General features: G+C 30.3%; 22 protein-coding genes. 12 read left to right on the forward strand and 10 right to left on the reverse strand.

Annotated elements, in window-relative coordinates; genetic code table 11:
• From A7L45_RS02785 to A7L45_RS02795, 3 genes are all read right to left on the reverse strand, one after another.
• Positions 1 to 321 carry a PadR family transcriptional regulator gene (locus A7L45_RS02785; RefSeq protein ID WP_071611361.1) on the reverse strand — a complete coding sequence of 107 codons (321 nt, stop codon included), beginning with the start codon at positions 319 to 321 and terminating at the stop codon, positions 1 to 3.
• 170 nt (positions 322 to 491) lie between these two features.
• The gene (gene pyk / locus A7L45_RS02790; RefSeq protein WP_071611362.1) at positions 492 to 1,913 is read right to left on the reverse strand and encodes a pyruvate kinase; all 1,422 of its coding nucleotides are present in this window, start codon (positions 1,911 to 1,913) and stop codon (positions 492 to 494) included.
• Between the two features lie 138 nt (positions 1,914 to 2,051).
• On the reverse strand, positions 2,052 to 2,690 hold the full coding sequence (locus A7L45_RS02795; protein ID WP_071611363.1) for a TetR/AcrR family transcriptional regulator: 639 nt from the start codon (positions 2,688 to 2,690) through the stop codon (positions 2,052 to 2,054).
• A 344-nt stretch (positions 2,691 to 3,034) separates the two neighbouring features.
• On the opposite strand from A7L45_RS02795, the gene ftsH reads away from it, so the two are divergent.
• The 3 genes from ftsH to A7L45_RS02810 all read left to right on the forward strand — a co-directional run bounded on the left by ftsH (position 3,035) and on the right by A7L45_RS02810 (position 9,182).
• Entirely contained in the window at positions 3,035 to 4,834 is a 1,800-nt protein-coding gene (gene ftsH / locus A7L45_RS02800) for an ATP-dependent zinc metalloprotease FtsH (protein WP_071611364.1), read from the forward strand.
• 149 nt (positions 4,835 to 4,983) lie between these two features.
• Positions 4,984 to 6,375, forward strand: a complete 1,392-nt coding sequence (locus tag A7L45_RS02805) for an aldehyde dehydrogenase (RefSeq protein WP_207647755.1) — start codon at positions 4,984 to 4,986, stop codon at positions 6,373 to 6,375.
• Between the two features lie 80 nt (positions 6,376 to 6,455).
• Positions 6,456 to 9,182 (forward strand): UPF0182 family protein, encoded by a 2,727-nt coding sequence (locus A7L45_RS02810; RefSeq protein WP_071611365.1) that lies wholly within the window; start codon positions 6,456 to 6,458, stop codon positions 9,180 to 9,182.
• Positions 9,183 to 9,288: 106 nt separating this feature from the next.
• Here the strand turns inward: A7L45_RS02810 and A7L45_RS02815 are convergent, their stop codons facing one another.
• Both A7L45_RS02815 and A7L45_RS02820 read right to left on the reverse strand, forming a co-directional pair.
• Entirely contained in the window at positions 9,289 to 10,668 is a 1,380-nt protein-coding gene (locus tag A7L45_RS02815; protein ID WP_071611366.1) for an MATE family efflux transporter, read from the reverse strand.
• Positions 10,669 to 10,709: 41 nt separating this feature from the next.
• Positions 10,710 to 11,159 carry a MarR family winged helix-turn-helix transcriptional regulator gene (locus tag A7L45_RS02820; RefSeq protein ID WP_084647326.1) on the reverse strand — a complete coding sequence of 150 codons (450 nt, stop codon included), beginning with the start codon at positions 11,157 to 11,159 and terminating at the stop codon, positions 10,710 to 10,712.
• A 217-nt stretch (positions 11,160 to 11,376) separates the two neighbouring features.
• Between A7L45_RS02820 and A7L45_RS02825 the strand changes: the two genes are divergently transcribed.
• On the forward strand, positions 11,377 to 12,786 hold the full coding sequence (locus A7L45_RS02825) for a L,D-transpeptidase family protein (RefSeq protein WP_071611367.1): 1,410 nt from the start codon (positions 11,377 to 11,379) through the stop codon (positions 12,784 to 12,786).
• A gap of 86 nt (positions 12,787 to 12,872) precedes the next feature.
• On the opposite strand, the gene A7L45_RS02830 is transcribed toward A7L45_RS02825, so the two are convergent.
• The 3 genes from A7L45_RS02830 to A7L45_RS02840 all read right to left on the reverse strand — a co-directional run bounded on the left by A7L45_RS02830 (position 12,873) and on the right by A7L45_RS02840 (position 15,751).
• Positions 12,873 to 13,781, reverse strand: coding sequence for an AEC family transporter (locus A7L45_RS02830; protein WP_071611368.1), 909 nt, complete (start codon positions 13,779 to 13,781; stop codon positions 12,873 to 12,875).
• 27 nt (positions 13,782 to 13,808) lie between these two features.
• Positions 13,809 to 14,699 carry an SPL family radical SAM protein gene (locus tag A7L45_RS02835; RefSeq protein ID WP_071614834.1) on the reverse strand — a complete coding sequence of 297 codons (891 nt, stop codon included), beginning with the start codon at positions 14,697 to 14,699 and terminating at the stop codon, positions 13,809 to 13,811.
• Between the two features lie 191 nt (positions 14,700 to 14,890).
• Positions 14,891 to 15,751 carry a mechanosensitive ion channel domain-containing protein gene (locus A7L45_RS02840; protein WP_071611369.1) on the reverse strand — a complete coding sequence of 287 codons (861 nt, stop codon included), beginning with the start codon at positions 15,749 to 15,751 and terminating at the stop codon, positions 14,891 to 14,893.
• A 214-nt stretch (positions 15,752 to 15,965) separates the two neighbouring features.
• On the opposite strand from A7L45_RS02840, the gene A7L45_RS02845 reads away from it, so the two are divergent.
• Complete coding sequence (locus A7L45_RS02845) at positions 15,966 to 17,234, forward strand: D-alanyl-D-alanine carboxypeptidase family protein (protein ID WP_071611370.1); 1,269 nt, start codon at positions 15,966 to 15,968, stop codon at positions 17,232 to 17,234.
• A 21-nt stretch (positions 17,235 to 17,255) separates the two neighbouring features.
• Positions 17,256 to 17,972, forward strand: a complete 717-nt coding sequence (locus A7L45_RS02850; RefSeq protein ID WP_071611371.1) for a hypothetical protein — start codon at positions 17,256 to 17,258, stop codon at positions 17,970 to 17,972.
• 85 nt (positions 17,973 to 18,057) lie between these two features.
• On the opposite strand, the gene A7L45_RS22490 is transcribed toward A7L45_RS02850, so the two are convergent.
• Positions 18,058 to 19,394, reverse strand: a protein-coding gene (locus tag A7L45_RS22490) for an IS3 family transposase (RefSeq protein WP_152025078.1) whose coding sequence is annotated in 2 segments (ribosomal slippage) — positions 18,058 to 19,013 and positions 19,013 to 19,394 — 1,338 coding nt in all. Because the reading frame shifts where the segments join, the coding sequence is not laid out codon by codon here.
• A 444-nt stretch (positions 19,395 to 19,838) separates the two neighbouring features.
• Here A7L45_RS22490 and A7L45_RS02865 point away from each other — a divergent pair.
• Together A7L45_RS02865 and A7L45_RS02870 are read left to right on the forward strand one after the other, a co-directional pair.
• Entirely contained in the window at positions 19,839 to 21,833 is a 1,995-nt protein-coding gene (locus tag A7L45_RS02865) for a methyl-accepting chemotaxis protein (protein WP_071611373.1), read from the forward strand.
• Positions 21,834 to 22,204: 371 nt separating this feature from the next.
• A complete protein-coding gene (locus A7L45_RS02870; RefSeq protein WP_071611374.1) occupies positions 22,205 to 23,158 on the forward strand; it encodes a ketopantoate reductase family protein in 954 nt (317 codons plus the stop codon).
• A 267-nt stretch (positions 23,159 to 23,425) separates the two neighbouring features.
• On the opposite strand, the gene fliB is transcribed toward A7L45_RS02870, so the two are convergent.
• Positions 23,426 to 24,646 (reverse strand): flagellin lysine-N-methylase, encoded by a 1,221-nt coding sequence (fliB, locus tag A7L45_RS02875; RefSeq protein ID WP_071611375.1) that lies wholly within the window; start codon positions 24,644 to 24,646, stop codon positions 23,426 to 23,428.
• Positions 24,647 to 24,923: 277 nt separating this feature from the next.
• On the opposite strand from fliB, the gene A7L45_RS24020 reads away from it, so the two are divergent.
• The 4 genes from A7L45_RS24020 (at position 24,924) to A7L45_RS23045 (ending at position 26,264) form a co-directional block, all read left to right on the forward strand.
• The gene (locus tag A7L45_RS24020) at positions 24,924 to 25,046 is read left to right on the forward strand and encodes a hypothetical protein (protein ID WP_257786561.1); all 123 of its coding nucleotides are present in this window, start codon (positions 24,924 to 24,926) and stop codon (positions 25,044 to 25,046) included.
• A gap of 165 nt (positions 25,047 to 25,211) precedes the next feature.
• Positions 25,212 to 25,529, forward strand: coding sequence for a PadR family transcriptional regulator (locus A7L45_RS02880; protein WP_071611376.1), 318 nt, complete (start codon positions 25,212 to 25,214; stop codon positions 25,527 to 25,529).
• Positions 25,522 to 26,109 (forward strand): DUF1700 domain-containing protein, encoded by a 588-nt coding sequence (locus A7L45_RS02885; RefSeq protein WP_071611377.1) that lies wholly within the window; start codon positions 25,522 to 25,524, stop codon positions 26,107 to 26,109. The genes A7L45_RS02880 and A7L45_RS02885 overlap by 8 nt, the downstream gene beginning before the upstream one ends.
• Positions 26,106 to 26,264: a hypothetical protein gene (locus tag A7L45_RS23045; protein ID WP_169829553.1), complete on the forward strand. Its 159-nt coding sequence runs from the start codon at positions 26,106 to 26,108 to the stop codon at positions 26,262 to 26,264. The genes A7L45_RS02885 and A7L45_RS23045 overlap by 4 nt, the downstream gene beginning before the upstream one ends.
• Positions 26,265 to 26,847: the final 583 nt, after the last annotated feature.

Genomic DNA, 26,847 nt, shown 5'->3' on the forward strand with positions numbered 1-26,847 from the left:
CTATCCCTCCAATACATTATCAATGTTCTTTTTAATTTTATCCCAAGATGATATGAAATCTTCTAATTCAGTATTTCCTTCTTTAGTTAGATAATAATATTTTCTCATTGGTCCGAAAGGGGACTTAATCATATTAGAGTAAAGTAGCTTTTTCTTTTCCAGTCTTATAAGAATGGGATAGACACTACCTTCAGAAACTTCTTGAAATCCATACACTGTTAGTTGTTCACATATTTCATAACCATAAGTTTCATGAGTACTTACAATTTTTAAAATACATCCTTCCAGTAAACCTTTCAATATTTGAGTTGAATTAGCCAAATAATCACCTACTTTGTATTACTTAATAGCATAGATAAAATATACACCCACTACTCTATAATGTCAAGTAGGTGTATGAGATGGATTTTTTAATAAATCACATTTATAACAAGCAAAGCCAACCTAGGTATAAATCTAGATTGGCTTTGTTTATTATTGGGGAATTACAATCATTCGCCTACTGTTTCAACTTTTAGTATATTGGTTGTTCCAACTTTTCCTACTGGTCCACCGGCAGTTATTACAATAATATCTCCATTTTTAACTAACTTAATATCTAAAGCTGTTTTAACACCAATTTCAAACATTTCTTCAACGTTTGTTGCAGCTTTAACTAGTAATGGAGTCACTCCCCAAGAAATAGCTAACTGTCTTTGAACTCTTGGATTCCATGTAGTTGCTATTATTGGACAAGATGCCCTAAATCTAGAAATCATTCTAGCAGTTTGTCCAGATTGGGTTGCACAAATTATTGATACTGCATTTAACTGTAGGGCAATTGTGCAAGTTGCATAACTTATAGCATTTGTGATATTTTCCATTGTATCAAATTTCATTGCAGCTAGTTTACTGCCATAATCTATAGACTCGTCTGCCATTTGAGCTATTCTTACCATAGTTTTTACACTTTCAATTGGGTATTTACCCATGGCACTTTCGCCAGAAAGCATAATTGCACTAGTTCCATCATAAACGGCATTTGCAACATCACTAGATTCTGCTCTAGTTGGTCTTGGATTTACAATCATTGAATCTAGCATTTGAGTTGCAGTTATTACTGGTTTACCATAGTTATAGCATTTCTTAATTATCATTTTTTGAACAAGAGGAACTTCTTCTGTAGGTATCTCTACGCCTAGATCGCCTCTAGCTACCATAATTCCATCAGAAACCTTTAATATTTCATCGAAATTATTTACGCCTTCTCTATTTTCAATTTTTGAAATTATCCTTATATCTTGTCCACCATATTTCTTTAATATTTTTCTAACTTCATTTACGTCTGTTGCTTTTCGTACAAAAGAACAAGCAATAAAATCAAACTCATTTTCTATAGCAAATTTTATATCTTCAATGTCCTGATTTGTTATTGCAGGTAAATGGGTATCTGTTTCGGGAATATTGACTCCTTTGTTATTACTTATGTCACCGCCATTTAGTATTATGCAATGTATGTCCTTGTCTACAACCTTTTGTACTTCTATGGCTACTAGTCCATCATTTATTAATATTTTAGTTCCGACTTTAACATCTTTATATAACTCTTTGTGGGAGATAGTTGATTTTTCCTCTGTTCCTAAAATATCTTCATTTACAAGTATGAAGATATTATTCTCTTTTAATGTTACTTTGCCCATTTGAAATTTACCTAATCTAATTTCAGGTCCTTTGGTATCAAGCAATAACGGAACTGGAATATTTAATTTTTCTCTAACTCTTTTTACTCTATCAACTCTAACCTTTTGCTCGGCGTGAGTACCATGAGAAAAATTTAATCTTGCTACATCCATACCTCCGAGTATTAATTCTTTTAATAAAACATCATTATCTACAGCAGGTCCTAAAGTACATATTATTTTTGTCATTCTCATTGTTTATTATCTCCTCTCATTTGTGTTTAAGTATGTATCCATTAAGATAAGTTATATGTTTGTTTTTAATAATATTACAGCTAAAGCCAACTTCGGTAAAGAACTTAAACCGTTTTATAATGAATATTTTAGGAGGGGTTAATTGCTATTAAGTGATATAAGTGGAATTATTAAATCATCAACAATATGTTCCACATATTTCATTTCAATTGGTTTTCCTGTGGTTATAAGCTTATAACATAATAATGCTGGTCCTACATCAGCGAGAAGTTTCAACTGGTGTTCATCTATTTTTTTATTTATGTTACATGTTATGGCCTCGCGAAATATATATGTTTGGTTTGTTATGCAATCTAGATGAATAGCTTCAGATAATGATTTATCTCTGCTTATGGCTGTTGAGATGGAGAGCATTACCTTTTGCCTAACCTCGTCGTCTACCCCGAAATATGTGCTTAGTAATTCACATAAATAATTTCTAAAGTTTTCGCCGCAACGCGCAGGATCAACCTTTTGCACGCGAGGCATGATAAATCTTATAGCTTCTGCAATGAGATATGGTTTAGACTTCCATCTGCGGTATAAGGTAGCTTTTCCTGCATGGGCACGCAGGGCTATGGCATCCATGGTCACAGAATCGTATCCTTGCTCTGCTACGAGCTCTAAGGCTGCTGTAAGAATAGCGAGATCACGTAGCTTATCAATAGGTCTTCCAAGTTTTACTGGAATTTTTTTTTTGATATTTTCAACAAAATCGGATTTGTTTATTATATCCATACTTTTGCCACCCCGTTCTCGATTTTCTATAAATATAACACAATGAAAATTTTATTTCAACATAACTGAACAAAGTAGTTTTGAAACTGTTGTGTTTTGATAATAGCTATGATATACTCTCATTTATAAACATAGTATATGGGGGTGGAAAGGTTAAAATAATGGGATAAATAAAAAAAAATTAAAAAAATTAAACTTTATTTTGAACTTATGGCAATTAAGGATATAATGTATAAGGTACTATGAAATCAATAGAATTTTTTTATATGGTTAAGTATACAATAAGTTAAGAACTAAAAACATAAGAGGTTAAGTAATATATTGAGAAAGAGAGGTGTTCTCTGATGAAAAAAAGATCAGGTATTGCTGTATGGACTATAGTTTTCGTTATGGTCGCAGTATTTATGTTTTCTAAAACAGATCAGAAATCAACTATTATTAATTTTAATCAATTTCAAAGCAATTGGACAAATAATACTATAAAAAGTTTTGTGGTTGAAACAGATCAAATGTCGGTTTCGGGAACATTAAAAAATGGATCTACATATAAAACAATTGTTCCATCTGCCAGACTATTTCAATTTATTAAAGATCACCCAAAGAGTGCAAGTGTTGAGGAAACATATGTAAAACCACCAACTATACCAATGTGGTTACAGTACTTGCCTAATGTATTATTGATTTTAATGCTTGTAGGTTTTGGATTTATATTTATGAAACAGTCAAAAGGCGCCGGCGGAAGCGGTGGTGTGATGAAATTTGGTAAAAGTAAAGCAAAACTTGCTGATCCTAATAAGAAAAAAGTAAGTTTTGATGATGTTGCAGGAGCGGATGAAGAGAAAGCTGAACTTGCGGAGATAGTTGATTTCTTAAAGCAACCTAAAAGATATATGGAAATGGGAGCTCGTATACCAAAGGGAGTCTTATTAATAGGACCTCCAGGAACTGGTAAAACACTCCTTGCAAGAGCAATATCTGGAGAGGCTGGAGTACCATTTTTTAGCATCTCAGGTTCTGACTTTGTAGAAATGTTCGTAGGTGTTGGAGCTTCTAGAGTAAGAGATTTATTTGAACAGGCAAAAAAGAATTCACCTTGTATAATTTTTATAGATGAAATTGATGCGGTAGGAAGACAAAGAGGTGCAGGTGTTGGTGGTGGAAACGATGAAAGAGAACAGACATTAAACCAACTTCTAGTTGAGATGGATGGGTTTGGAGAAAATGAAGGAATAATAATGATTGCAGCTACCAATAGAGCGGATGTACTTGATCCAGCACTTCTAAGACCAGGTAGATTTGATAGACAAATTCTTGTTGGGGTACCTGATAGAAAAGGTAGAGAGGCAATACTCGCAGTTCATTCTAAAAATAAGCATCTTGAAGCTGAAGTTAAGCTTAGCGTACTTGCTAAAAGAACGCCTGGATTTACAGGTGCAGATATTGAAAACTTAATGAATGAATCAGCACTGTTAACTGTGCGAAGAGATAAAAAACTAATTGGAATGGAAGAACTCGAAGAAGCGGCTACAAGAATAATGGCTGGACCTGAAAAGAAAAGTAGAGTTATTAGTGAAGTTGATAGAAAACTTACAGCATACCATGAAGCAGGCCATGCAATTGTAATGAATTTACTTCCAAATTCTGATCCTGTTCATCAGATAAGTATAGTTCCAAGAGGAAGGGCTGGTGGATATACTATGCGTCTTCCAGAAGAAGATAGATCATATATGTCTAGGTCAAGACTTGAAGAAGAAATTGTGGGGTTACTCGGTGGTAGAGTTGCAGAAAAACTAGTTATTGGTGATATAAGTACTGGGGCTAGTAATGATATCGAAAGAGCCACAGGAATCGCGAGACAAATGGTAATGGACTATGGAATGAGTGACACCCTTGGAACAATAGCATTTGGTTCAGGTAGTGATGAGGTATTCCTTGGAAGAGATATGGGTAAAGATAGAAAATACAGCGAAGAAACAGCATATAAAATAGATATAGAAATAAAGAAACTTATAGATGTAGCATATACAAAAGCGTTGACGCTTTTAACTGATAATAGAAGCAAACTTAACGCAGTTGCAGAAGAACTTCTAATAAAAGAGAAGCTTGAAGGTGTTGAATTTCAAGAGATATTTGCAAGAAGTTAATTAATTTACATTTATTTTCATTATAAAAAGTGAATTAAAGAAATAAAAAGAACTTAGTTCTTTTTATTTCTTTTTTTGACTAGAATTGTGTTATAAGGAAGGATAGACTTATAATTACAATAAGTTAATAATCAAATGGGGGCTTTAATATGGATATAATTGATAAACAAATAGTAGAAAGTATTCTTAATGAACATAATAAGTTTTTTATTTCAGGAGAAACAAGGAATATAGAATATAGAATATCTGCACTTAAGAAGCTTAAAAGTGTAATAAAAAAATATGAGAAAGAGATAATAAACGCATTGTATAGGGATTTAGGAAAAAGTGAATTTGAAGCTTATGGTACCGAGATTGGTTTCGTTTTGGATAGTATAGGTAATTTTACAAAACATTTAAAGAAGTGGGCTAAGACCAAAAGAGTGAAGACACCTATACATCAGTTTCCATCTAAGGGGTATATTATGTATGAACCCTATGGAACAGTTCTTATTATAGGACCATTTAATTATCCTTTTCAGCTTTTAATTGAACCATTAGTAGGGGCTATAGCTGCTGGAAATTGTGCTGTTTTAAAACCATCTGAAAATACACCTACTGTTTCAGGTTTAGTAAAAAAAATAATTGAAGAAACTTTTGAAAAAAACTATATACGAGTTATTGAAGGGGAAAAAGAAACTACTTCTGCCCTCATTAATTCATCATTTGATTACATATTCTTTACAGGTAGCGTGTCAGTTGGGAGAATAGTGATGAGGGCAGCTGCGGAAAATCTCGTCCCTATAACACTTGAACTAGGTGGAAAAAGTCCAGTAATAGTAGATAAAACTGCAAATTTAGAAATAGCAGCTAAGAGGATATTATGGGGCAAACTTGTAAATTCAGGACAAACTTGTATAGCTCCAGATTATATATTTGTGCACAAAGATATAAAAGAAAATTTTATAGAAAAGTTAAAAAGCACAGCTATAAGTTTTTATGGTGAGGATGCTTCTAAAAGCATTGACTACGGCAGAATTGTTAGCAGTAGTCAGTTTGAAAGATTAGCTTCAATAATTGAGAAAGATAAGAATAAAATTATTTATGGTGGACATTCAAATGAAGGTGCTTTGTACATTGAACCAACAATTATTGATAATGTAGATTTTCAGGATGCAGTTATGCAAGATGAGATATTTGGGCCAATTATGCCAATACTAGAATATGAGAACTTAGAAGAAGTTATTGAAATGATAAATAATAGACCTAAGCCATTAGCGTTATATGTTTTCACGGAAGATAAAAAAGTGGAGACCTCTGTCTTGGATAGAATTTCTTTTGGTGGAGGGTGCGTGAATGATACTATATCTCACGTTGCAGGTTCAAATATGCCTTTTGGCGGAGTTGGAAATTCTGGAATGGGTGCGTATCATGGAAGAGATAGTTTTGAAACTTTCTCTCATAGAAAAAGTATATTAAAGAAAAGCACTTCTATAGATATAAAACTTATTTTCCCTCCGTATGGAAATAGAATAAAACTTATAAAAAAAATATTAAAATAATGTAGATTAGATAAATATAAGATATAATGTATATAAGATATATTAAAATAAGTAAAAAAAAATAAATAAGAGGTGATTTTATGAGTAAGAAAAAAAAGGTTATTCTATCTTCTATAATTATAATTATCTTGGCATGCTTATTTTTTGTAGGTAATATAGCGCAAGTAATTATTAATATTGAGTGGTTTAATACAATGGGTTACCTTTCAGTATACTTCACAAAAATACTTACGGTGTTAAAGCTTATGGTACCTGTGTTTATCCTTAGTTATATTGGTATATTATTATACTATAAGGGTATAAAAAAGAGCATTGCACATATGAAAAAAGTAGTAGAGGTAAATACAAAAAAAGATGTTATTGAAAATAAGATTTTTACAGCAAGTAATTTATTTGTTTCACTCCTATTTTCTTTTGCTTTTTCATCCACATATTGGTATATGCTTCTTCAATTCATAAATGCAGTTAGTTTTAATGTGAAAGACCCTATTTTTAATTTGGATGTGTCTTTTTATATTTTTAAACTTCCTTTAATTCAATCATTATATAGTTTTATAATGACATTATTAGTACTTTTAATTATTATAAAAGTAATGGTATTCTTTGTATTTAAAACAAAAAGTACATTTAGCGCAGGTAAAAGAGCAAATCCTTTTGAAGACATTAAATCAACATTTAAGGAACTTAGTGTATTTGCAGGAAAACAAATTGCAATAATAGCCTCACTAATAGCATTTTTTCTTTCGCTTGGATATTTATTAAATTCATTTAATTTGGTGTATAGCCCTAGTGGAGTTGCATATGGTGCAAGCTACACAGATATTCATGTAACACTACTATTTTATAAAATACTGATTGTGACTTGCATTGTTGCTGCAGTTGTAATATTTATAAATGTTTTAAAATCAAAGGTTAAGCCCATAATAATTTCAGCTGCCGCCATAGTTTTAATAAGTTTTGTACAAGTAATATCAGCAGTTGTAGTTCAAAGCAGTATTGTAAAACCAAATCAAAAGGAACTTGAAAAACCATATATTCAAAATAATATTGATTTTACAAAGAAAGCATTTAATATAGAAAATATTACTACAACACCTTTTAATATAAAAAATGATTTGAAACAAGAGGATATTTCAAGTAATAAGAAGACAATAGATAACATTAAATTAAATTCATCTACGCAGGCACTTGAATTTTATAACCAAGTTCAAATATTAAGGTATTACTATACTTTTACCGATATAGATGTAGATAGATATAAAATAAACAATAAATATAGTCAAGTATTGGTTGCGGCAAGAGAAATAGATTCAAAATCATTAGATCCAATTACTTGGCAGAATACTCATATGATTTATACACATGGGTATGGGGTTGTAATGAGTAAGGTAAATGCTGTTACGACAGAGGGTCAACCTGATTTTGTAATAAAGGATATGCCAATAGCAAATAGTACAGATGTTAAACTAACTAATCCAAGAATTTATTTTGGAGAAAAAACAAATGACTATGCATTAGTAAATACTAAGGTAAGTGAGTTTGATTATCCTCAAGGTGGAGCCGACAAAATAACAAATTATGTTGGAGAAGCTGGAATTAAAATGAGTTTAGGTAATAAACTTTTGTTTGCAATAAATAAGGGAGAGTTAAACTTCCTATTATCAAGGGATATTAAGAGTACAAGTAAAATACTTATTAACAGAAATGTAGTTGAAAGGGCAAAGAGTATAGCTCCATTTTTAACTTATGACAAGGATCCCTATGTTGTTGTAAGTGGTGGGAAAATATACTATATAATTGATGCATACACAACATCATCTAAATACCCCTACTCACAACCACAAAATGGGGTAAACTATATTAGAAATTCAGTTAAGGTTGTAATTGATGCTTATGATGGAAGTACAAATTTTTATGTATCAGATTCAACTGATCCAATTGTACAAACTTATGCAAAAACATTCCCGAAACTGTTTAAGGATATGTCGAATGTTCCAGCTGACATTAAAGCACATTTTAGGTATCCATCTGATATATTTAGCATTCAAAGTGCAGTACTCAGTAAATATCATGTAACTAATGCTGGAGTGTTTTATAATGGGGAAGATTTTTGGGATGTTTCTAAGAATGCAACTGCTGTAGGTGCTGATGTTAAAACAACTATTCCGCCATACCTTGTAGAAAAATTACCAGGAATGGATAGTGAAGAGATGATACTTCAACAATATTTTAATGTAAAGGGAAAATATAATATGACAGCAATTTTAGGGGCTAGAATGGATGGTGAAAATTATGGTAAACTGTTCCTAAATAAATTTCCAGCATCGGAAACAACGGTTTATAGTCCGTTCCAATTTAAGCAAAGGATAAGTCAGGATACTACAATTTCAGCACAGCTTTCTTTATGGAATACAGGAGGATCTCAAGTACAATATGGAGACACTGTTATTTTGCCAATAAAGAATTCGTTACTTTATATTGAACCGGTCTACTTAAGAGCTAGTGGAAAAAACAGTATTCCTGAAATGAAAAAAATAATAATTTCATACGACAGTAAGTTACTTATGGTCGATAATATTGAAAGTGGACTAGAACAAATATTTAATTATAAGGCACCAAATGCAGTAGTTAAAACTGAAACAGGGGCTAAGACGACTGTTCCATTAACCCAAACTGAGACTAAATTAATTAAGCAGGCTAATGATTTATATACTAAAGCACTTGATGCTCAAAAAAGTTTGGATTGGGCAAAGTATGGAGAATATATTAAGCAACTTGGTACTTTGTTAAAACAACTAAATAAATAGTAAATTAAAAACAGATGCTAAATTGCATCTGTTTTTTTATTATATCTAAAATTTCAAGTGAGGTAAGTGGTCAACATGGGAAACTAGTTCAGGAAGCTTAAATTATTTATATAACATTTTCATTGATTCTCTCTAAACTTAGCTCATGCTTATTCATACTCTTTATATCTGCTACTATTATTATAATTGTTATTATAAAAGCGATAAAGTCAGATGCTGGACCAGCCATCCAAATTCCATCTAATTTAAAGAAATGTGGCATCAAAAGTATTAATGGAAAAAGTACTATAATTTGCCTTAAAAGACTTAAAAAAATAGAAATCTTAGCTTTTCCTACTGCCTGAAAATAATTTGTAAATACAACTTGTGAACCTATTAAAGGAAGCATTATAAGAAATATTCTTATTCCTCTAGAACCAAGATCTATAAGCTCTTTATCAGTGTTATTAAATATACTTATGATTTGAACTGAGAAAAGCTGAACAATTACAAATCCTACAACGGACATAAGGGTAGCTATAATAGCTGCATATTTTAAGGCTAATTTAACCCTCTTGTAACTTTTAGCACCGTAGTTATAACCTATAATTGGTTGTGCTCCTTGATTTAATCCAAAAATTGGCATCATAATCAACATATTTATGCTATTTATTAATGAAAAAGCACCTATTGCTAAATCACCACCATATTTTTTTAAGCTCTTATTAAATGTTACAGTAATAAGACCGGCAGCCATTTGCATAGCAAATGGAGACATTCCTATTTCTAATATTTCTTTCACAATTTTCATTTGCAACTTCATATTTTTTCTTCTTAATTTTAAAACGCTTTTTCCTCGTAAAAAATATAAAAGAACCCAAATAGAACACACAGCTTGAGAAATTATAGTAGCTAGTGCTGAACCAACCACTCCCATATGAAGACCGAAAATAAATATAGGATTTAATATAAAATTCAGTATAGCACCGATAAGCATTGTAACCATTGCCATAAGTGCATTACCTTCTGAACGAATAAATGGATTCATACCAAAACCTAAATTTTGAAGTATAACCCCTAGTAATATTATGAATCCGAATTGTTTAGCATAAGGCATTGTATCTGTGCTAGCTCCCAAAAGTACTAGTATTGGTTCTAGAAATATAAGGCCTATTATACTTACGACTATAGACATTATAACTACAAGTACAAAGGCATTTCCAAGTATCTTTTCTGCATCTTCTTTTTTATTCTGTCCCAGTTTAATAGAAACTACAGCTGCTCCACCTATTCCAACAAGCATTCCAAAGGCCATTATAACATTTGTAATTGGAAAAGTTATAGCGACTCCAGATAGAGCAAGTGGATCAGGAACACCCCTACCAATAAAAATTCTATCTACCACACTGTACAAAGCATTTACAAGCATTCCTATTATTGCAGGAATCGAAAATTTCCAAAGAAGGGATCCAACCTTCTCAGTCGCTAATTCATTTGAATTATCCATATAAAATACCACCTTTTAATTAATATTCTTTAGTTTCCTAACTATTTTAAATTACTTTTTATATCATTTTTACATATGTTTTTATGCATTTTCTTTGTCCAAGCTATAAAGATTTTTATTTCATCGCAAGTGAAACCGTCAGATATTGTTTTCTCTATTTCATTAATGATGCCGTGACATAGTTTTTCTAGTTTAGCACCTTCGAGAGTTAGGTATATTCTATTAACTCTTGAATCTATTTCATCGTGTTTTCTAACTATAAAACCTTTATTTGCAAGGGTATCTAGAATTCCAGAAACTGAAGCTGGGGTTAGTCCTAGGTTTTCTTGAAGTTGCTTTTGAGTCTTTCCATCTTCGCCCCAGAGTTTTTGAAGTACTGCTACTTGTGAAGAGGTAAGATCATATTTTTGTAATTTATTATCATGAAATTTATTTAAAAGTCTTACTGATTTTGTTAACCAATAGCCGATCCACATTTCCTCATTACCCATAATTATATTTAGCCTCCTAAATGTTCCAAATGATATATTAGCATAAGAGTGAAGATAAATCAACTTATGTTTAATAAATAGACTTCCTTGCCCTTTTTTCTGTATTCATAAAATATTAATAATAATTGGTTTATATTGGTTGGTTATTGCATAAACTGAAATGTAGATTTAAAAAGGTCAATAATAAATTATTTTGTTATTTAAAGGGGCGGATGTTATGGAAACAAAAGTAGAAAAATCAACATTAGGATTAATAAAAAAGCATAAGAATATTGTTGTGGGTATTATAATTTCTATTTTAACTTTACTTGTTATATATTTTGGAATGGTAATATTTTTCATGAATCATTTTTATTTTGGTTCAGTAATAAACTGTATTAATGTTTCATGTGAAAGTGTGGAGGATGTAAATAAACAAATGACAACTGAGATTAATACATATAAGATAAATATAAAGGAACGAGGAGGTAAAAATGAACAAATTAAAGCAGGTGAAGTTGGTTTAAAGTATAATTCGGATGGTAAATTTAATGAACTAAAAGATAGACAGAATCCTTATAAATGGATTTCATCATTCTTTAATATAGAAGATTCTAAAATGATTGAAGGAGTTAAATATGACAAGAACCTATTAAAGAAGCGAGTGGATAAGCTTACTTGTTTTAATAGCGATTATATAATTGAACCTAAAAATCCAAGTCTTAAGTATACAGGTAATGGTTATGTAATTGTAGGTGAAGTGAGTGGTAACAAGGTTAATAAAGACATTTTATATGATAATGTGACAGGTGCAATACTTAATGAAAAAAATACAATAAACCTTGAGTCAATCAATTGTTATGTTAAGCCGTCATATACTTTAAATTCTCCAAAAGTTATTGAAGCTAAAAATAAACTTAATAAATATGTATTTTCAAAAATTACATATACATTTGGAGGAAATAAGGAACTTTTAGATGGTTCTGAAATAAATAAGTGGCTTACAGTTGATAAGAAGTTTGAGGTCACATTTAATGAAAAAGAAGTCGAAAAATATATAGATGTACTTTCCCAAAATTACAGTACAATTGGCAAGGATAGAAATTTTGTTACATCATCAGGAAACGCAATAAAAATAGGTGGGGGTGATTATGGCTGGTCTATTAATAATGTTAAAGAAACGCAAGCTTTGATTTCAATAATAAAGGAAGGAAAAACTATATCTAAAGAACCCACATATATTCAAACTGCTTTAGCTCATGGCAAAAATGATATCGGCAATACCTATGTAGAAATAGATCTGAAAGCGCAGCACTTATGGTTTTATAAAAATGGGTCTCTGATAGTTCAAGGTGATATTGTTACAGGTAATATAGGTTCTAATCATGGAACACCCGATGGTATTTATAGGTTAAAATACAAAGAAAAAAATGCTACTCTTGTAGGTCAAGGATATGCTTCCCCTGTTGATTTTTGGATGCCATTTAACGGAGGTATAGGAATTCACGATGCAAGCTGGCGAAGTGTGTTTGGAGGAAAGATATATAAGTCAAATGGGTCACATGGGTGCATAAACTCGCCATATTATTTAGCAAAAGCTATATTTGACAACATTGATACAGGTAGTCCCGTTGTCTGTTATAGTTAGTAGGAAGAATTAAATAATAAAATAGGATCGCAATATATATTGCGATCCAGCTTATAATTTGGTAACATAGTGGACAGTTTTGTATACTAAACAAAAGCAATAATCGCCCACATGAGTATAAAGCTTATTATAATTGTCAAGTTATTTACAGTTCCTACAAACCTAGTATCGTAGTCAAATTCTACTGAGTAAGGAATAACTGTAAAACTTATTGGTAATATAAGACCAATTAGCATGGTTTTTTTAAACATTGGATCTAAGGGTACTAAATTATAAATGAGTATACCCACTCCAAATCCAATTATGTATCTTAAAGCAATTATCTTGGCCATGTTTTTCAAATATGTCTTTTTAAAGGAGAAGCTTAGGTATAACCCAAGTGCTAGTAATGCGAGAGGCATATTTGCTTTGGATAAAATTCCTGTAATTTGTATAATGGGTTTCGGAATGCTAAGTCCTAAAAGATTAATAGCTAAGGTAATAATGTATGTAAGAAAAGGTATTGAGTGCATAGTTTTCGCGAAAATATTTTTGTAACTCACTTCACCTTTACTACTTGAATAAATGCTTGCAATGATATAACAAACAGCGAAAACAATGAAAGAATTACCCATATCAAACATACCAAAGTATTTGAGCCCTGACCTTCCCCATATTGACTCTACTATAGGATATGCGAAAAGACCAACATTAAAGGAAGGTACTAGCATTGTTAACATTCCTTTTTCTCGCCTTGATTCTCCTTTGAATACAATGAGGGCAACTGCTGCCATAATTAATCCAAATACAAAACTAATTACAGGGACAAGCAGTAGGCTTTTGTCTATAGTCATTGTACTAAAAACATTTATTACAATGGAGGGAAGCGTAACATTAAAAATCAATCTGGAAATAACTTCTCCATCGCTTTCCTTTAAAATGTTTACTTTCTTTAGAAAATATCCGAGTAAAATAATACTTAATGACATAACAAACTGTGAGTTAATAGTATTCATGTGTTGTCTCCTCGTGATGATATTTCATTAATCAAATAGGGAAAGCTGAGTGTTTCCATATCCATGTCTGTACCCTTCTATAATGTCTTTCATTTTATAAAGCAAACCTAATTTATCACATTCCTTTTGGAAAAATTGTTTTAGTTCGAAGGCTTTGGCCGAGTTGCATTCATAATTATTATTATACTGATTAATATACTTCTGTTTAAGAGTAGGGAACAGCTCATCGAGTTTTTTATAATACCAAGTCCTCTGGTTTTGCCTAAGGGTTACACCAAAACTTGGGTATATAAATTTTGCTCCGCTCTCGTATGCAAGGCGTATTATGCTTCCTATATTTTCTTCATTATCTTCTAAAAATGGCAATACTGGCGTAAGAAGTATACCTGCAAATATTCCATTAGTGGTGAGATCTTTAACTGCAGCAAACCGCTTTGATGATAGGGGTGCATTTGGTTCTATTTTTTTGCATAGTTCGTCATCACAGGTGGTAATGGTAATATTAATTATAACGGGAGAGTGAGTTTGTATTTTACTTAGAATATCTATATCGCGTCTAATTAAATTACTTTTCGTATAAATGGAGACGCCAAAGCCATAAATGTTAATAAGTTCTAGAGCACCTCTTGTCAACTTGTATTCTTTTTCTAGTGGATTGTAGGGATCGCTCATTGCACCTGTAGCAATCACACCAGTTTTACGTTTTGATTTAAGATCATGATTTATTAAAGCAAGAGCATTTTCTTTTGCGCGCACCTCATCAAAATTGTCTATATGATAACAGTCACTGCGACTATCACAATATATGCATCCATGACAACACCCTTTATAAATATTCATATTATAGTTGTTTCCAAACCAATTATTGTTAGTATCAGAGTAACCAGATACGATTGTTTTTGCAGAGATGAATTTCATTATACTACTCTTAACTTCAACCTTATATAATTCTTTATAGTCTTTTCTATATTCTAATTTAGTCATTCTTATACCTCATTTCATTATATATTGAAATAAGTATATCACTTATAAACTGACATCAGTGTGTCATATTATAGATAGTTTTTAAAATAATCTTATGAAATGTAAAAAAAACATATACAGTATAATCATAATAATTCAATGTCTTCATGTTTAGCAAATTCATCTAGAATACCTTCAACTAAGGCATGTTGTAAGTTTCTAAAATTTCTTGCCTTGCAAATAAGCCTTAAGTTTAAACAAACACTTCCGGATTCCATGGAAGTATAGACTGTGTGTGAAAGATTTTCGTAATAAATAGGAAGAGTTTTTGATGCTATGTTTAGTGAATCTTTTGCTTCTCGCTCTATATCTCCTACTTTATCATCAGCAATAGACATTAATATAGTTTTAGCTTCTCTCCAATTACTTGTAAGTGTAAGGCTTATTTTAAGCTCATTCCAAGTAAAAGGGAATGCGTTAGTTTCATTGATAAGGTCTTCAGTGAGTATTTGTATATTTGGTATATGAGTAATTCTTCCAGTACTTTGTCCGTATGTTTTATTGTCATTTTCCATAACCTCAATAATAGTAGTATAAAACCAATCTATAGCTACGACGTCTCCAAGACTCTCTCCAATCTTTATTCTATCACCAAGTTTAAAGGGCTTATGAGTATTAATTATAAGCCATCCCAAAAAACTTGCTACAAGATCACGAAAGGCAAAGGCAAGTCCAGCAGAGAATATCCCTAAAAATGTGAATATATCCTTAGACTCATACATCCATATTGGTATAATAGTTACAGCAGTTAAGATATTTGCGGATAGTGTAGACGTTTTTTTATATTTTATTGTATTAAGTGAATCAAAATTTGATTTATTAATAAATGAACATATACTTTTCTTTAAAAAATGAAATATCATTATTATAAATATTGTTATTATGATTTTTATCAATACACCGACGTCTTCAAATTTTAAACCTAGATCTAACAGAAATTTAATCACTTATTTTATACCCCTTTATATACTATTTAAATTATATGTATTAGCATATAGTTTAAATAGTATAGAGCAAAATTAAACATATGTCAATGACATTATTTGAAAGATGTGATATAATATTAGCTTATACGCCAAAATATTGTCTTGTAAAATGATATACAACAAACTGTTTTTTATAATAAGTTTGTAATAAATAAAAGTAATGGAGAGATGAAAGTTGAAAAACAAAAGATTTTTTATTCTGATTATATTATTTCTAGTATCTTCTATGAGTTTAAATGTTTTTGCTGCGACTGTTAGCGAGAACACTACAAATGTACCAACAATATATGGGAAAGCAGCTATCACTGTTGATGTTGCAACTGGCGAGATAATTTATGCGAAAGATGTGGACAAGCAAATGTATCCAGCAAGTACGACAAAGCTAATAACTGCACTATTGCTCGCTGAGAACAGGGTAAAGACGGATAAAATAAAATATACACAAAGTGCAAAAATTCAGCCAGCAGATTCATTAAATGTTAATTTACATCCAATCGCACTTAATGAGACCATGTCAAGTGCAGATGTAATGGATGGTTTATTAATGTACTCAGCAAATGACACGGCATACATGATTGCAGATAATGTTGCAGGAAATCCAACAAACTTTATGAAAATGATGAATGATAAGGCAGCCAAATTAAAGATGACTAAAACTCATTTTGTAACTCCTAATGGTCTTCATGATCCGGATCATTATACTACGCCTTATGATATGAGCATATTGGCTAGAGCTGCATTTTCAAATCCATGGGTAAAAGAGTCAATGAATAAAAAGCAAAAGTCTATATCAACCTCAAAAGGTACAATATTTAAAATTGAAAACACCAATAAACTTCTTGGACTCAATGGCTGTATTGGTGGAAAAACTGGGTATACTTCAAAGGCGGGGAGATGTCTTGTAGCTTTTTATGAAAGAAATGGTAGAGAAATTATGGGGGTTGTTATGGGATCAGAGATTTACCCAAATGACACCTATGTTTTTAATGATATGGAAAAAATAATTAACTATAGCTATACTTTGAAAAGGACGGTGTTATACGTAAACAATTCTGTTGTGAAAACAGAAATATTAAAATATAAACCGCTTAAATTTTTTGGTCCAGATAAAACTGTTAGTGTACCATTAGTAGTTAAAGAGGATGTTAGTTATTACAAAAACTATGCAAATGAAAAAGATTTGAAGGAAAATATAAATTTATCTGATATCAGTATTTCTAGTCTTAAAGGAAACGAGAGCATTGGAACATTGAGATTAACGCAAAAGGGAAAAGTGAAAACTTATAAGCTTTATTCAGCGGCTTCTAGCGGAGCTTTAGTAAAGAATGATATGCCTATATATCTTATGGCGGGTGGCATATTAGTTTTAGTTTTAGTAGGAATAGTGCTTATAATAAGAGCAAATAATTTAAATAAGAGAAAAAGAAGGAGAAGGAAATATTAACAATATTTTAGGAGGATAAGAATGAAGAAATTGGGTTGGCGTTTTAAATTTTCCGTACTATTGATATTTTTATCAATAGTATTATATTCTTTTCACTATTATCTTTTTAGAGATACACATCTTATTTTGTTGTATTTTCTAGGTGATTTGGCGTTTATACCTATTCAAGTTTTATTGGTATCTTTAGTTATTGATAGAGTTATTAAGCAAAGAGAGACGGAAAGCTTAATAGAAAAGCTAAATTTAATAATAGGTGTGTTTTTTAATGAAGTTGGAACTAGCACATTAAAATATTGTGTGGCAATTGATTCAAACGTTAATGAGATTGCAAATTTTCTTATAGTTGATTCAAGTTGGGAAGATAGAGATTTCAAAAAAGCATTAGAAAAATGTAAAAATTATGATTATGAAATTGAATTCTACAAAGTTGACTTAGAAGAAATGAATAAATTTCTTTTAAGTAAAAGAGGGTTTTTATTGAGATTATTAGAAAATCCAAATTTATTGGAACATGAAACTTTTACTCATTTATTAACAGCAGTTTTTCATTTGCAAGATGAGTTATCTTCAAGAAATTTATTAGAGCTACGCGAAGATGAAAAAGAACATATAAAAAATGATATAAAAAGGGTCTATCGAGCAAGTGTAAGCCAATGGATTATGTATATTAAGCATTTGAAAAACACTTTTCCATACTTATTTGTTACAGCGATGTCAAATAATCCTTTTGATAATTGAGGTATGCACACTAATGATTTTATATAAAGAAAGAACTGTTGAAATTTAATGTGTACCCCTTGTCAAGGACAATTTTAAAAAAAGTCTATGCTGATTTGAGAAGATGATTTCTGTATTGAACAGGAGTCATCTTTTTTAGACCCCATTGATATCTAAATTTATTATAGTAGATCATATATTGCTTAATCTCTTGCTTTAGTTGTTCTAATGTTTCACATGATTTTATGTATGCCTCATCTTTGAAATGGCCAAAGAATGATTCTTGTGGAGCATTATCCCAGCAGTTTCCACGTCTTGACATTGATTGTCCTAAACCAGATTTTTTTACTAGCTTTTGAAATGTCGGATTCGTATAATGAAATCCTTGATCTGAGTGTATAAATGCATCTTTAGGCAATTTAATTTTTCTATTCTTTTTCAGATTATGTATAGTGTCTGTTACGATATCTAATCTCAAATTATCAGTCACATTGTATGCCAAAATCTCATTTGTAGATCCATCCTTAATCGTAGATAAATATGCCTTCTTACTTTTTCCGTAAAATAGATAAGTTATATCTGTAAGCAATACTTTTCCAGGTATATTCTGTTTGAAATTTCTATTTAATAGATTTTTTAAAACAGTATGCTCCTTTGTAGCTTTCATCATACGTTTATATGGATTCGCTTTTCTAATGGGGCAAATGATACCATACTTTTTCATTATTCTTCTAATACGTTTTAAATTGTATACGATTACAAATTCGCCTTCTAATGTCATTTTTATTTGTCTAGCTCCTTTTTTACGATTTTTAAAGTTATATGCATTTAGTACAATTTCACCTACTGCTTCATCCAACCTATCGCGTTGGCGCCTACGGCTGAGAGCTTTAGTAGAGAAATAATTGTAATATCCAGAACGAGATACACCCGTAATTTTGCATAAATGGGTAAGCATATTTTTGAGCTTATATTTTTCGATTTGTGAATTTATAAGAATAAATTTTTCCTGTGCTACTAAGATTATTTCTTGCTTATCAGCCTTCTTTCTAGGATGTCGATTTTTTTTAACAATTCATTCTCAGCTTTCAGCAAGTTAATTTGGGCTTTAAGGCGCTCGCATCTTTCGTCTGCGGAAAGTTCTCTCACTCTTGGTCTTCCAGTATTCGCATTTCTTGCATCATTTAGTCCACATATACCTTCATTTCTATATGCAGCTCTCCAGCGAGATCCTGATGATTTAGCACGTTTAATCCCAACTATATCTATATCAAACCCATTTTCTTCAAATATCTCCCTTGGAAATTTTCCTTTTTCGTTCTCTATTATAAAAATGCGTTTAAATTCATCTGTATATGTAATTCCCTTCATACTTACTGCTTTAACATTTTTGTTTTTAGCTAGTATTGCTACATCTTTTTCTGTAAATGTTTTGTTGCTCATTTAAATTTCCACCATCCTTGTATATATCTAATTTAAATTATTATACTTTTCTTTATTATACATAAAAATACCCTACCGGGTAGACTTTTTTAAATCCGTCTGCCCTATAGGGTACATTATAATTTCAACAGTTCTTTTTTTATATCAAATTTATAGGTATTACGTCACTAAGGCTTAATGCAAGCGTAATTAGTTCCCAAGTATAAGTAACTGTGCATTTTATATAGTTAAATATTAACTACTAAATTGTTTTAAAAAATGCGGTAAAGGTAAAAGAATGTTGTACGATATATAAAAGTAGGGGATTATAATCTTTAATAGTTAATTTAATGCAAAATATAATTAAAAAAGATTAGTTTGACGAATAATTGGGTTTAGTAAGTTATTTTAACCTATGAAATAAGTTTTTAAATTTTCAATTTAATATGAGGGGGAAAGATACATATGAAAAGTATAAAATCAAAGATAACATTATTAACGTGTTTAGTCTGTGTTTTAAGTTTACTAATATCAGCTGCAATTACTTGTTTTATATCATATAATTCAATAATGAGTGAAACTAAGAGCAAAATCTCTACATATTCAGATAAGGAAGCAGAAACTATTAATGGTTGGCTTGATGGTCAAGGGAAAATAATTAGTGAGGTTGGCAGTTATATAGAAAGTATGGATACTGTAGATAATAAAAAAATAATGAAATACTTTCAAAAGGAGTTAAAGAGTAACCCGTATGCTTCAGATGTATATTTAGGATTCACAAATAAAAAGATTCTTGTTGGAAGTGGTTGGGTTGCGCCAGCAGATTATGATAGCACCCAAAAAGTTTGGTACAAAACCGCTATTCAAAAAAATGGATTGATTTATTCAACACCATTTTTAGATGCTAAGACAAAAGAAATGATGATATCAGTAGCTAAACCTGTAATAAGAGATGGTAAAATAATCGGAGTTGTAGGTTTTGATGTTAATACAGGATCAATTACCAAAATGCTTGATAAAGCAAAGCCTATGGAGGACAGTTATGCTTTTCTAATAGACGATAGTAATAATTTTATTATTCATCCTAATAAAGAGTTTAAACCTACAGATAAAGGGCTTCAAAATGTTGATAAGGTTATGAATGGTGAATATTCTAAAGCTTTAAGTAGTAATTTCGTTAGTATAAAAGATTATGATGGTAGAGATAAATATTTTGTAACATCTAAAATAAACGTAAGCAACTGGAAAGTTGGTTTTTCAGTGCCTGTAGATGTTATGATGAAGCCAATTAAAGCATTAGTATTATCTTTTATATTTGTGTTACTTGCTTTGTTAATAGTTACTATTATAGTTTCTATATATTTCGGTAAGAAGATAGGAGATCCAATATTGTCTTTATCAAAAATGATGGATAAGTTAGCTAAATTTGATTTAACTTATGATAACAAGTATGATTCATTATTAAGGAATAAAGATGAAGTAGGACAGCTTGCTAATTCAGTTTTTATAATGCAAAAGGAACTTACTGGATTGATTACAGGTATATTAGCTAATTCTCAGGGGATGAGTGTATCTAGTGAAGAACTTTCGTCTATGGTGATAGAGCTTAAAGTTAAAGCAGAAAATATTGAAAAAGCAGTAAATAATATAACAAATGATGTACAGGAAACAAGCGCATCAACAGAAGAAATAAGTGCTTCCATACAAGAAGTGGACTCAAGCATTAATATATTATCAAGTAAGGCCATGGAAGGAAGTAATAATGCAAGTAAATCTAAAGACAGGGCTATAGAGGTTCAGAAAAAAGGAAAATTATCTATTGACGAAACAACAAGGGTATATGATGAAAAGAAAAAGAGTGGAGTAAAAGCAATTGAAGATGGTAAGGTAGTAGGAGAGATAAAGGTAATGGCGGACACCATTGCAAGTATATCAGAACAAACTAATTTGCTTGCACTTAATGCTGCTATAGAGGCAGCAAGGGCTGGAGAACAGGGGAAAGGATTTGCAGTAGTAGCTGATGAAGTAAGGAAGCTTGCAGAAGAATCATCACAAGCAGTAGCTAGTATACAAGAAACGATTTTAAAGGTTCAGAAAGCATTTGAAAACCTTTCTGGTAACAGCAAAGATATATTAGATTTTATAAATGATAATGTACACCCTCAGTTCGAAATTATGAAAAATATGGGTGAACAGTATTATAACGATTCAGAGTTTGTAACTAGTATGTCTGATGAAATAGCTTCTATGTCGGAAGAACTTACAGCTACAATAAATCAGGTAAATGAGGCGGTACAAAACACAGCACAAACAGCGCAAAGATCATCTGAAAGTGCAGAAACAATAAAAGATAGTATGGAGGAAACAACAAAAGCTGTAGAACGAGTGGCAGTAACAGCACAGAGTCAAGCAAAACATGCTGAAGAACTTAAAGAAATGATACAAAAATTTAAAATTTAATTATGTTTTGTGTTCCCTCAGGCCATGTCCTGAGGGAACTTTTTAATTGATTTTTTTAAAAAGAAGATTTATAATTTAAGCCTATAGATACTGAGACTACAGTTACGATTAAAAACCAACCTAGAAAAAATATGGCAAAAATCATCAAAATATCTAAGTGTATACATAAAAAGAACTGTTGAAATTTCAACAGTTCTTTTAAAGATTTATATTAAATTTATATTAATTAAAGGGGGACTCTAATTAAAAAATTAATTACTATCTATGATATATATAATAACAATTATATGTGTCATTATAGTGACATAATTAAGAATTAATTGTAAATTTAAAAAAAGAATATATTAATATATGATAGGGGAGAGTGTATTATGAAATACTTAATAATTGGTACGGGTGGTACAGGTGGTTGTATAGGAGGATATTTAACAGGTGGTGGAAAAGATGTTACATTTATAGCAAGAGGTGATCATTTAAAGGCTATAAAGGAAAATGGGCTTATTATTCACTCAACACTAAAGGGTGAAATGAATCTGAAAAACGTTAAAGCATTTGATGGTGGCGAGGAACTTGGTAAGTTTGATGTGATTTTTTTGTGTGTTAAAGGATACTCATTAAATGAGACTATTTCTATTATAAAGAAGGCTTCCAACGAAAAAACCATTGTTGTTCCAATTTTAAATGCATTAAATGCTGGAGAAAAGCTATCAGAGGCTTTGACTGGTATAACTGTTCTTGATGGTTGTATTTATGTTGGTGGTTACATATCGGCTCCTGGGGAAATTACTCAAACTATGGAAACCTTTAGAGTTGTTTTCGGCGCAAGAGAAAATGCAAAGGTGGATATGAATTTGTTACATAAAATACAATTAGATCTTGAGGAATCAGGAATAGAGGGAATTATTTCAGATAACATAAGACGCGGTATATTTAAAAAAATCTCATTTACATCTGCATTTGCAGCTACTGGTGCATATTATGATGCTGCTGCTGGCGAATTCCAAAAGGATGGAGAATGCAGAAGGATGTTTATATTGTTACTTAAGGAATTACAAAAGATTGCAATTGCATTAAATATTAACTTGGACAATGATTTTATAGATGAAAACCTTGTTTTTTTAAGTGGATTTAGTTCAGATACAACAGCTTCAATGCAAAAGGATATTAAGACAGGTAAAAGCAGCGAAAAGGATGAACTTATCTTTAATATTGTAAATATTGCAGAAAAGTATGGTATTGGTGTTCCGAATTACAAGAAAATAGCAAAGTATTTTGGGTATAGTAAAAGTTCTAGGATGTTTATACAAAGAAAAGAACTGATGTAATTACATCAGTTCTTTTAAAGTTTTATATTAAATTTATATTAATTAAAGGGGGACTCTAATTAAAAAAATCAATTACTTACTTTCTATATCTTTATTATAACAACTATTTGTGTCATTATAGTGACGAAACTAAGAACTAATTGTAAATTTAATAGAAAATAAACATGAAAACGGATAAAAATCCAAAGTTTTCTAAAAAAAATTGTATTTGAGCAGTAATATCATAAAAAACATGGTGAACCTGATTAATAATTCTTGCCTTGTTTTTTATAGAAGTTTTTTAGCAAATTCCATATTATCAAATTTATGTTCTTTTATATGATTTAGTGAATCAGTTAAATAAGTCCTGTGATGTTCTATGGTTTTCGAGAAAGTTTGGATAAATTCAACTATATCTTCTTTGTTATCCTGGTCATTATATAGATATCTTCCAACTAAATAAAACCTAATAAATGAAGATCTTACTAAAAGCATAATATATCCATCAAACATTGATTCCGATTCATTAAATGGAAACATATAGTTATACATAAAATTCACCAAATAATTTTCAAAAATATAGCTATTATTATTCATAAAATTTTCAGTATAATCTTCAAATGCTTTTGTGTAAAGATCAGAATGTTTACTAATGTATTCGTAGTTATCAAATTTGAATCCAGCTATAATTTGCTTAGTATATTCCTTAAAAGAAAGACTGTCCACTTCTTTAGAGACATTTAAAAAACCTAGCATTGTTTTGAAAAAATCTATCTGAAATGTGTAACTTGATCCATTTTTTTTATAAGAATCGTTAACTGAATTTATATTATATTGTTTAATAAATGTTGGTACATTATTATACTTATGTTTAAGTTCTTTTTCTAATGTAGTTATAAAATCGCCTAATATATAAAGTCTTTGACCTAGATCAAATTTCCTATTTTGAATTATTTTAATACTAAGGTCTCTAATTTCTTTAAAATACTTAATAGGTGAGTTACTATATTCTGTAGAGGTAGTTTCAATGTCACTTGATATTATATGTTTTCCTAAAGTTTCTTCACTTTCCTTAAATTTAATTCCTTCCTCTTTTAATAAAAGAATTCTTGCAGCTTCCGGACAAGCTACATCAAGGGACATTTCGTAATAACCATCTACCATATTTGTTATTCTAGGAAAAGATGTGCAAACATTTGAAAGATATTTCTCTCCAATTCTCGAATAAATTATACAATAATTTTCTTCGTCCAAAAATGCACACCTTTTCCCACTTTTTAATTTTACTTTTCCATAATCTACATCAGGGCTTAAGTAATACTCATTATTATGTACATTTTTCTGAAACATGCGCTTCATTTCTTTATCCTCAACTTTATAATACTGCCGAAAGGTGGTCTTATCAATATCTATATCCCAACCAATACAACAACTGTCTTTACATTTTCCACCAATACATTCAAATTCTTTAAGATATGTCGGATACCTCAGTTTTATAGTTTTCTCCATTGTCTACTTCCTTTGCATATAAATTACTTTAAGTTTTATATTCTATATTCATTTTACTATAGTATCTTAAGTTTGTCAGATGTCTATTCATAAGAACTTATGTATAAATGATTTTTATAGGGATTTATAATAAAATTCTTTAAAATTACGTTACTATATTCTTATAGTTACTTTGCCCCTACTGACACGTTTGCTGATAGTACCACAAAAAGTTTAAAATGCATCTTGACACATAATACAACGTATTGTATAGTATAATGTATAAGGAGGCTTGAGAATGTGTATAAATATTTATCTTCTTTCAAACTTAGAAAATGAGACTGATGGAGTTAATAATAGAAGTTCAGAAAAAAGGACTCAGAAAATTTTAATTAAGTTATTTAAAATGATACTGAAATAGAAAAAGTGATTATAAGTGATTGTATTTATGATTTAGGAGGACATTCATTTAATGATGTTGATAAATTATATAGAGAAAAAAATAAAGATGTTCCACCTGCACTACCTCTAGAATAATCCTTATAAAGATAATATAGAGTTTAATAATGGGTTAGGAGAGATGATAATGAACATACAATTAAAAAAAGGACTACTAGAAATATGTATTCTTGCTGTATTAAAAAAGGGTGACTCATATGGCTACCAAATCATAAAAGATATTTCTGAATGTATAGAAATATCTGAATCTACATTATATCCAATTTTAAAAAGGCTAGAAGCAAATGGTTATAATGAGACATATTCAAAAGAGCATAACAGTAGATTAAGAAAATATTATCATATAACTCCTAGTGGGGAAAATCATATAGAAGAATTTTTCTTATATGATTGGAAAAAAATCATGGATATATATTTTTTTATAGGAGGTAAGAGTATTGAATAAGAAAGAATTTCTAAGCAATTTGACGAAACAGCTATCATCTTTGGGAGAAACTGAATGCAATAAATTTACGACATATTACAGTGAGATGATTGATGATTATATAGAAGATGGATACACTGAAAGTCAAGCCATAGATAAGATCGGTGACCACAAGAGTATTGCTAAAAATATTATAGAAGATCAAGGAAATATTATATTAAGAGAATCATCTGTTGGAAGAAAGGTCCTTCAGATAGTACTGCTGATTCTTGGATTTCCATTATGGGGATCTATACTTTGCGCAATAATCTTATTAGTATTATGTGGATGCGTAATATTTTTGTGTATACCTTTGGTTACAGGAGTGATAGCACTTACAGGTTTGTGTGGAGGATTATGGAGTATAGCGGGTTCTTTTTTTTGCCTAAAGCAGGGAGTCCATATTGTTGTTACTCAAATAGGATTTGGATTTTTATTGTTAGGTATAGGTGTTTTATGTGCATTGATAACACAATTTACATTTGTAAAATATTTAAATGTTACGAAATTATTTATACAAAAAATCTCTTATACATTTAGAAAGAAGATGGTGAGAATATGAAAATCATAAATGTAAAAATATGTTTAAAGGTAAGTTTTATTCTAATACTTACGGGACTGATTATATCCTTTATAGGATTTGGAATGTCAGGTTTTGATAGAAGTGCATATAAAACAGCTGGAGAAAACCACTGGTATAGAACCATCAATTTATAGGATAAATGTGTATACTAATTTCAAAGAAAAAAATAATTAAGTCCAAACTAATTATCGTAATGATTTTTTGTTTTTGTAATATTATGATTGCAATTTTCATCATTAATGTTCTCTTATTTTAGTTCAATCTTATTTTAAAGTGTATAAGAAAGTGAATGTTTTACAAAATCAAAACAAACGGGGGAAATTAGAATGGAAGATTTAAAACCAATAAAAGAAAACAGAAAGACGTCATGGGATTAACCAAAAGAAGAACTGATTATGTTATATCAGTTCTTCTTTTGTTATGTTAAATTTATATTTAATTAAAGGGGGCTCTAATTAAAAAAATTAATTACTTTCTATGTACTTATAATAACAATTGAATGTGTCATTATAGTGGCAAGAGTAAGAATTAATTGTAAATAGTTTAATCTATATTTTGTACTACTAATAAAGAAAACTGTATGTTTTTTAGACACTTTTGTAAGTATGATTGTAGACAACTATTTAAATTGGATTTATATTGTAATTGTGGGAGGTGCTTAACTTGGTAAATGAAAAATTGACCAAGGAATATAACTTAAAAATAACTTTTTAAATG

Origin of the sequence: Clostridium estertheticum subsp. estertheticum (assembly GCF_001877035.1) — a bacterium.
In the GTDB taxonomy this organism is placed as follows: Bacteria; Bacillota; Clostridia; order Clostridiales; family Clostridiaceae; genus Clostridium_AD; species Clostridium_AD estertheticum.

Excerpts from the sequence above, each read along its gene's own strand:
- pyk (WP_071611362.1), bottom strand. The coding sequence starts at position 1,913 with ATGAGAATGACAAAAATAATATGTACTTTAGGACCTGCTGTAGATAAT.
- A7L45_RS02795 (WP_071611363.1), bottom strand. The coding sequence starts at position 2,690 with ATGGATATAATAAACAAATCCGATTTTGTTGAAAATATCAAAAAAAAA.
- ftsH (WP_071611364.1), top strand. The coding sequence starts at position 3,035 with ATGAAAAAAAGATCAGGTATTGCTGTATGGACTATAGTTTTCGTTATG.
- A7L45_RS02805 (WP_207647755.1), top strand. The coding sequence starts at position 4,984 with ATGGATATAATTGATAAACAAATAGTAGAAAGTATTCTTAATGAACAT.
- A7L45_RS02810 (WP_071611365.1), top strand. The coding sequence starts at position 6,456 with ATGAGTAAGAAAAAAAAGGTTATTCTATCTTCTATAATTATAATTATC.
- A7L45_RS02815 (WP_071611366.1), bottom strand. The coding sequence starts at position 10,668 with ATGGATAATTCAAATGAATTAGCGACTGAGAAGGTTGGATCCCTTCTT.
- A7L45_RS02820 (WP_084647326.1), bottom strand. The coding sequence starts at position 11,159 with ATGGGTAATGAGGAAATGTGGATCGGCTATTGGTTAACAAAATCAGTA.
- A7L45_RS02825 (WP_071611367.1), top strand. The coding sequence starts at position 11,377 with ATGGAAACAAAAGTAGAAAAATCAACATTAGGATTAATAAAAAAGCAT.
- A7L45_RS02830 (WP_071611368.1), bottom strand. The coding sequence starts at position 13,781 with ATGAATACTATTAACTCACAGTTTGTTATGTCATTAAGTATTATTTTA.
- A7L45_RS02835 (WP_071614834.1), bottom strand. The coding sequence starts at position 14,699 with ATGAAATTCATCTCTGCAAAAACAATCGTATCTGGTTACTCTGATACT.
- A7L45_RS02850 (WP_071611371.1), top strand. The coding sequence starts at position 17,256 with ATGAAGAAATTGGGTTGGCGTTTTAAATTTTCCGTACTATTGATATTT.
- A7L45_RS02865 (WP_071611373.1), top strand. The coding sequence starts at position 19,839 with ATGAAAAGTATAAAATCAAAGATAACATTATTAACGTGTTTAGTCTGT.
- A7L45_RS02870 (WP_071611374.1), top strand. The coding sequence starts at position 22,205 with ATGAAATACTTAATAATTGGTACGGGTGGTACAGGTGGTTGTATAGGA.
- fliB (WP_071611375.1), bottom strand. The coding sequence starts at position 24,646 with ATGGAGAAAACTATAAAACTGAGGTATCCGACATATCTTAAAGAATTT.
- A7L45_RS24020 (WP_257786561.1), top strand. The coding sequence starts at position 24,924 with ATGTGTATAAATATTTATCTTCTTTCAAACTTAGAAAATGAGACTGAT.
- A7L45_RS02880 (WP_071611376.1), top strand. The coding sequence starts at position 25,212 with ATGAACATACAATTAAAAAAAGGACTACTAGAAATATGTATTCTTGCT.
- A7L45_RS23045 (WP_169829553.1), top strand. The coding sequence starts at position 26,106 with ATGAAAATCATAAATGTAAAAATATGTTTAAAGGTAAGTTTTATTCTA.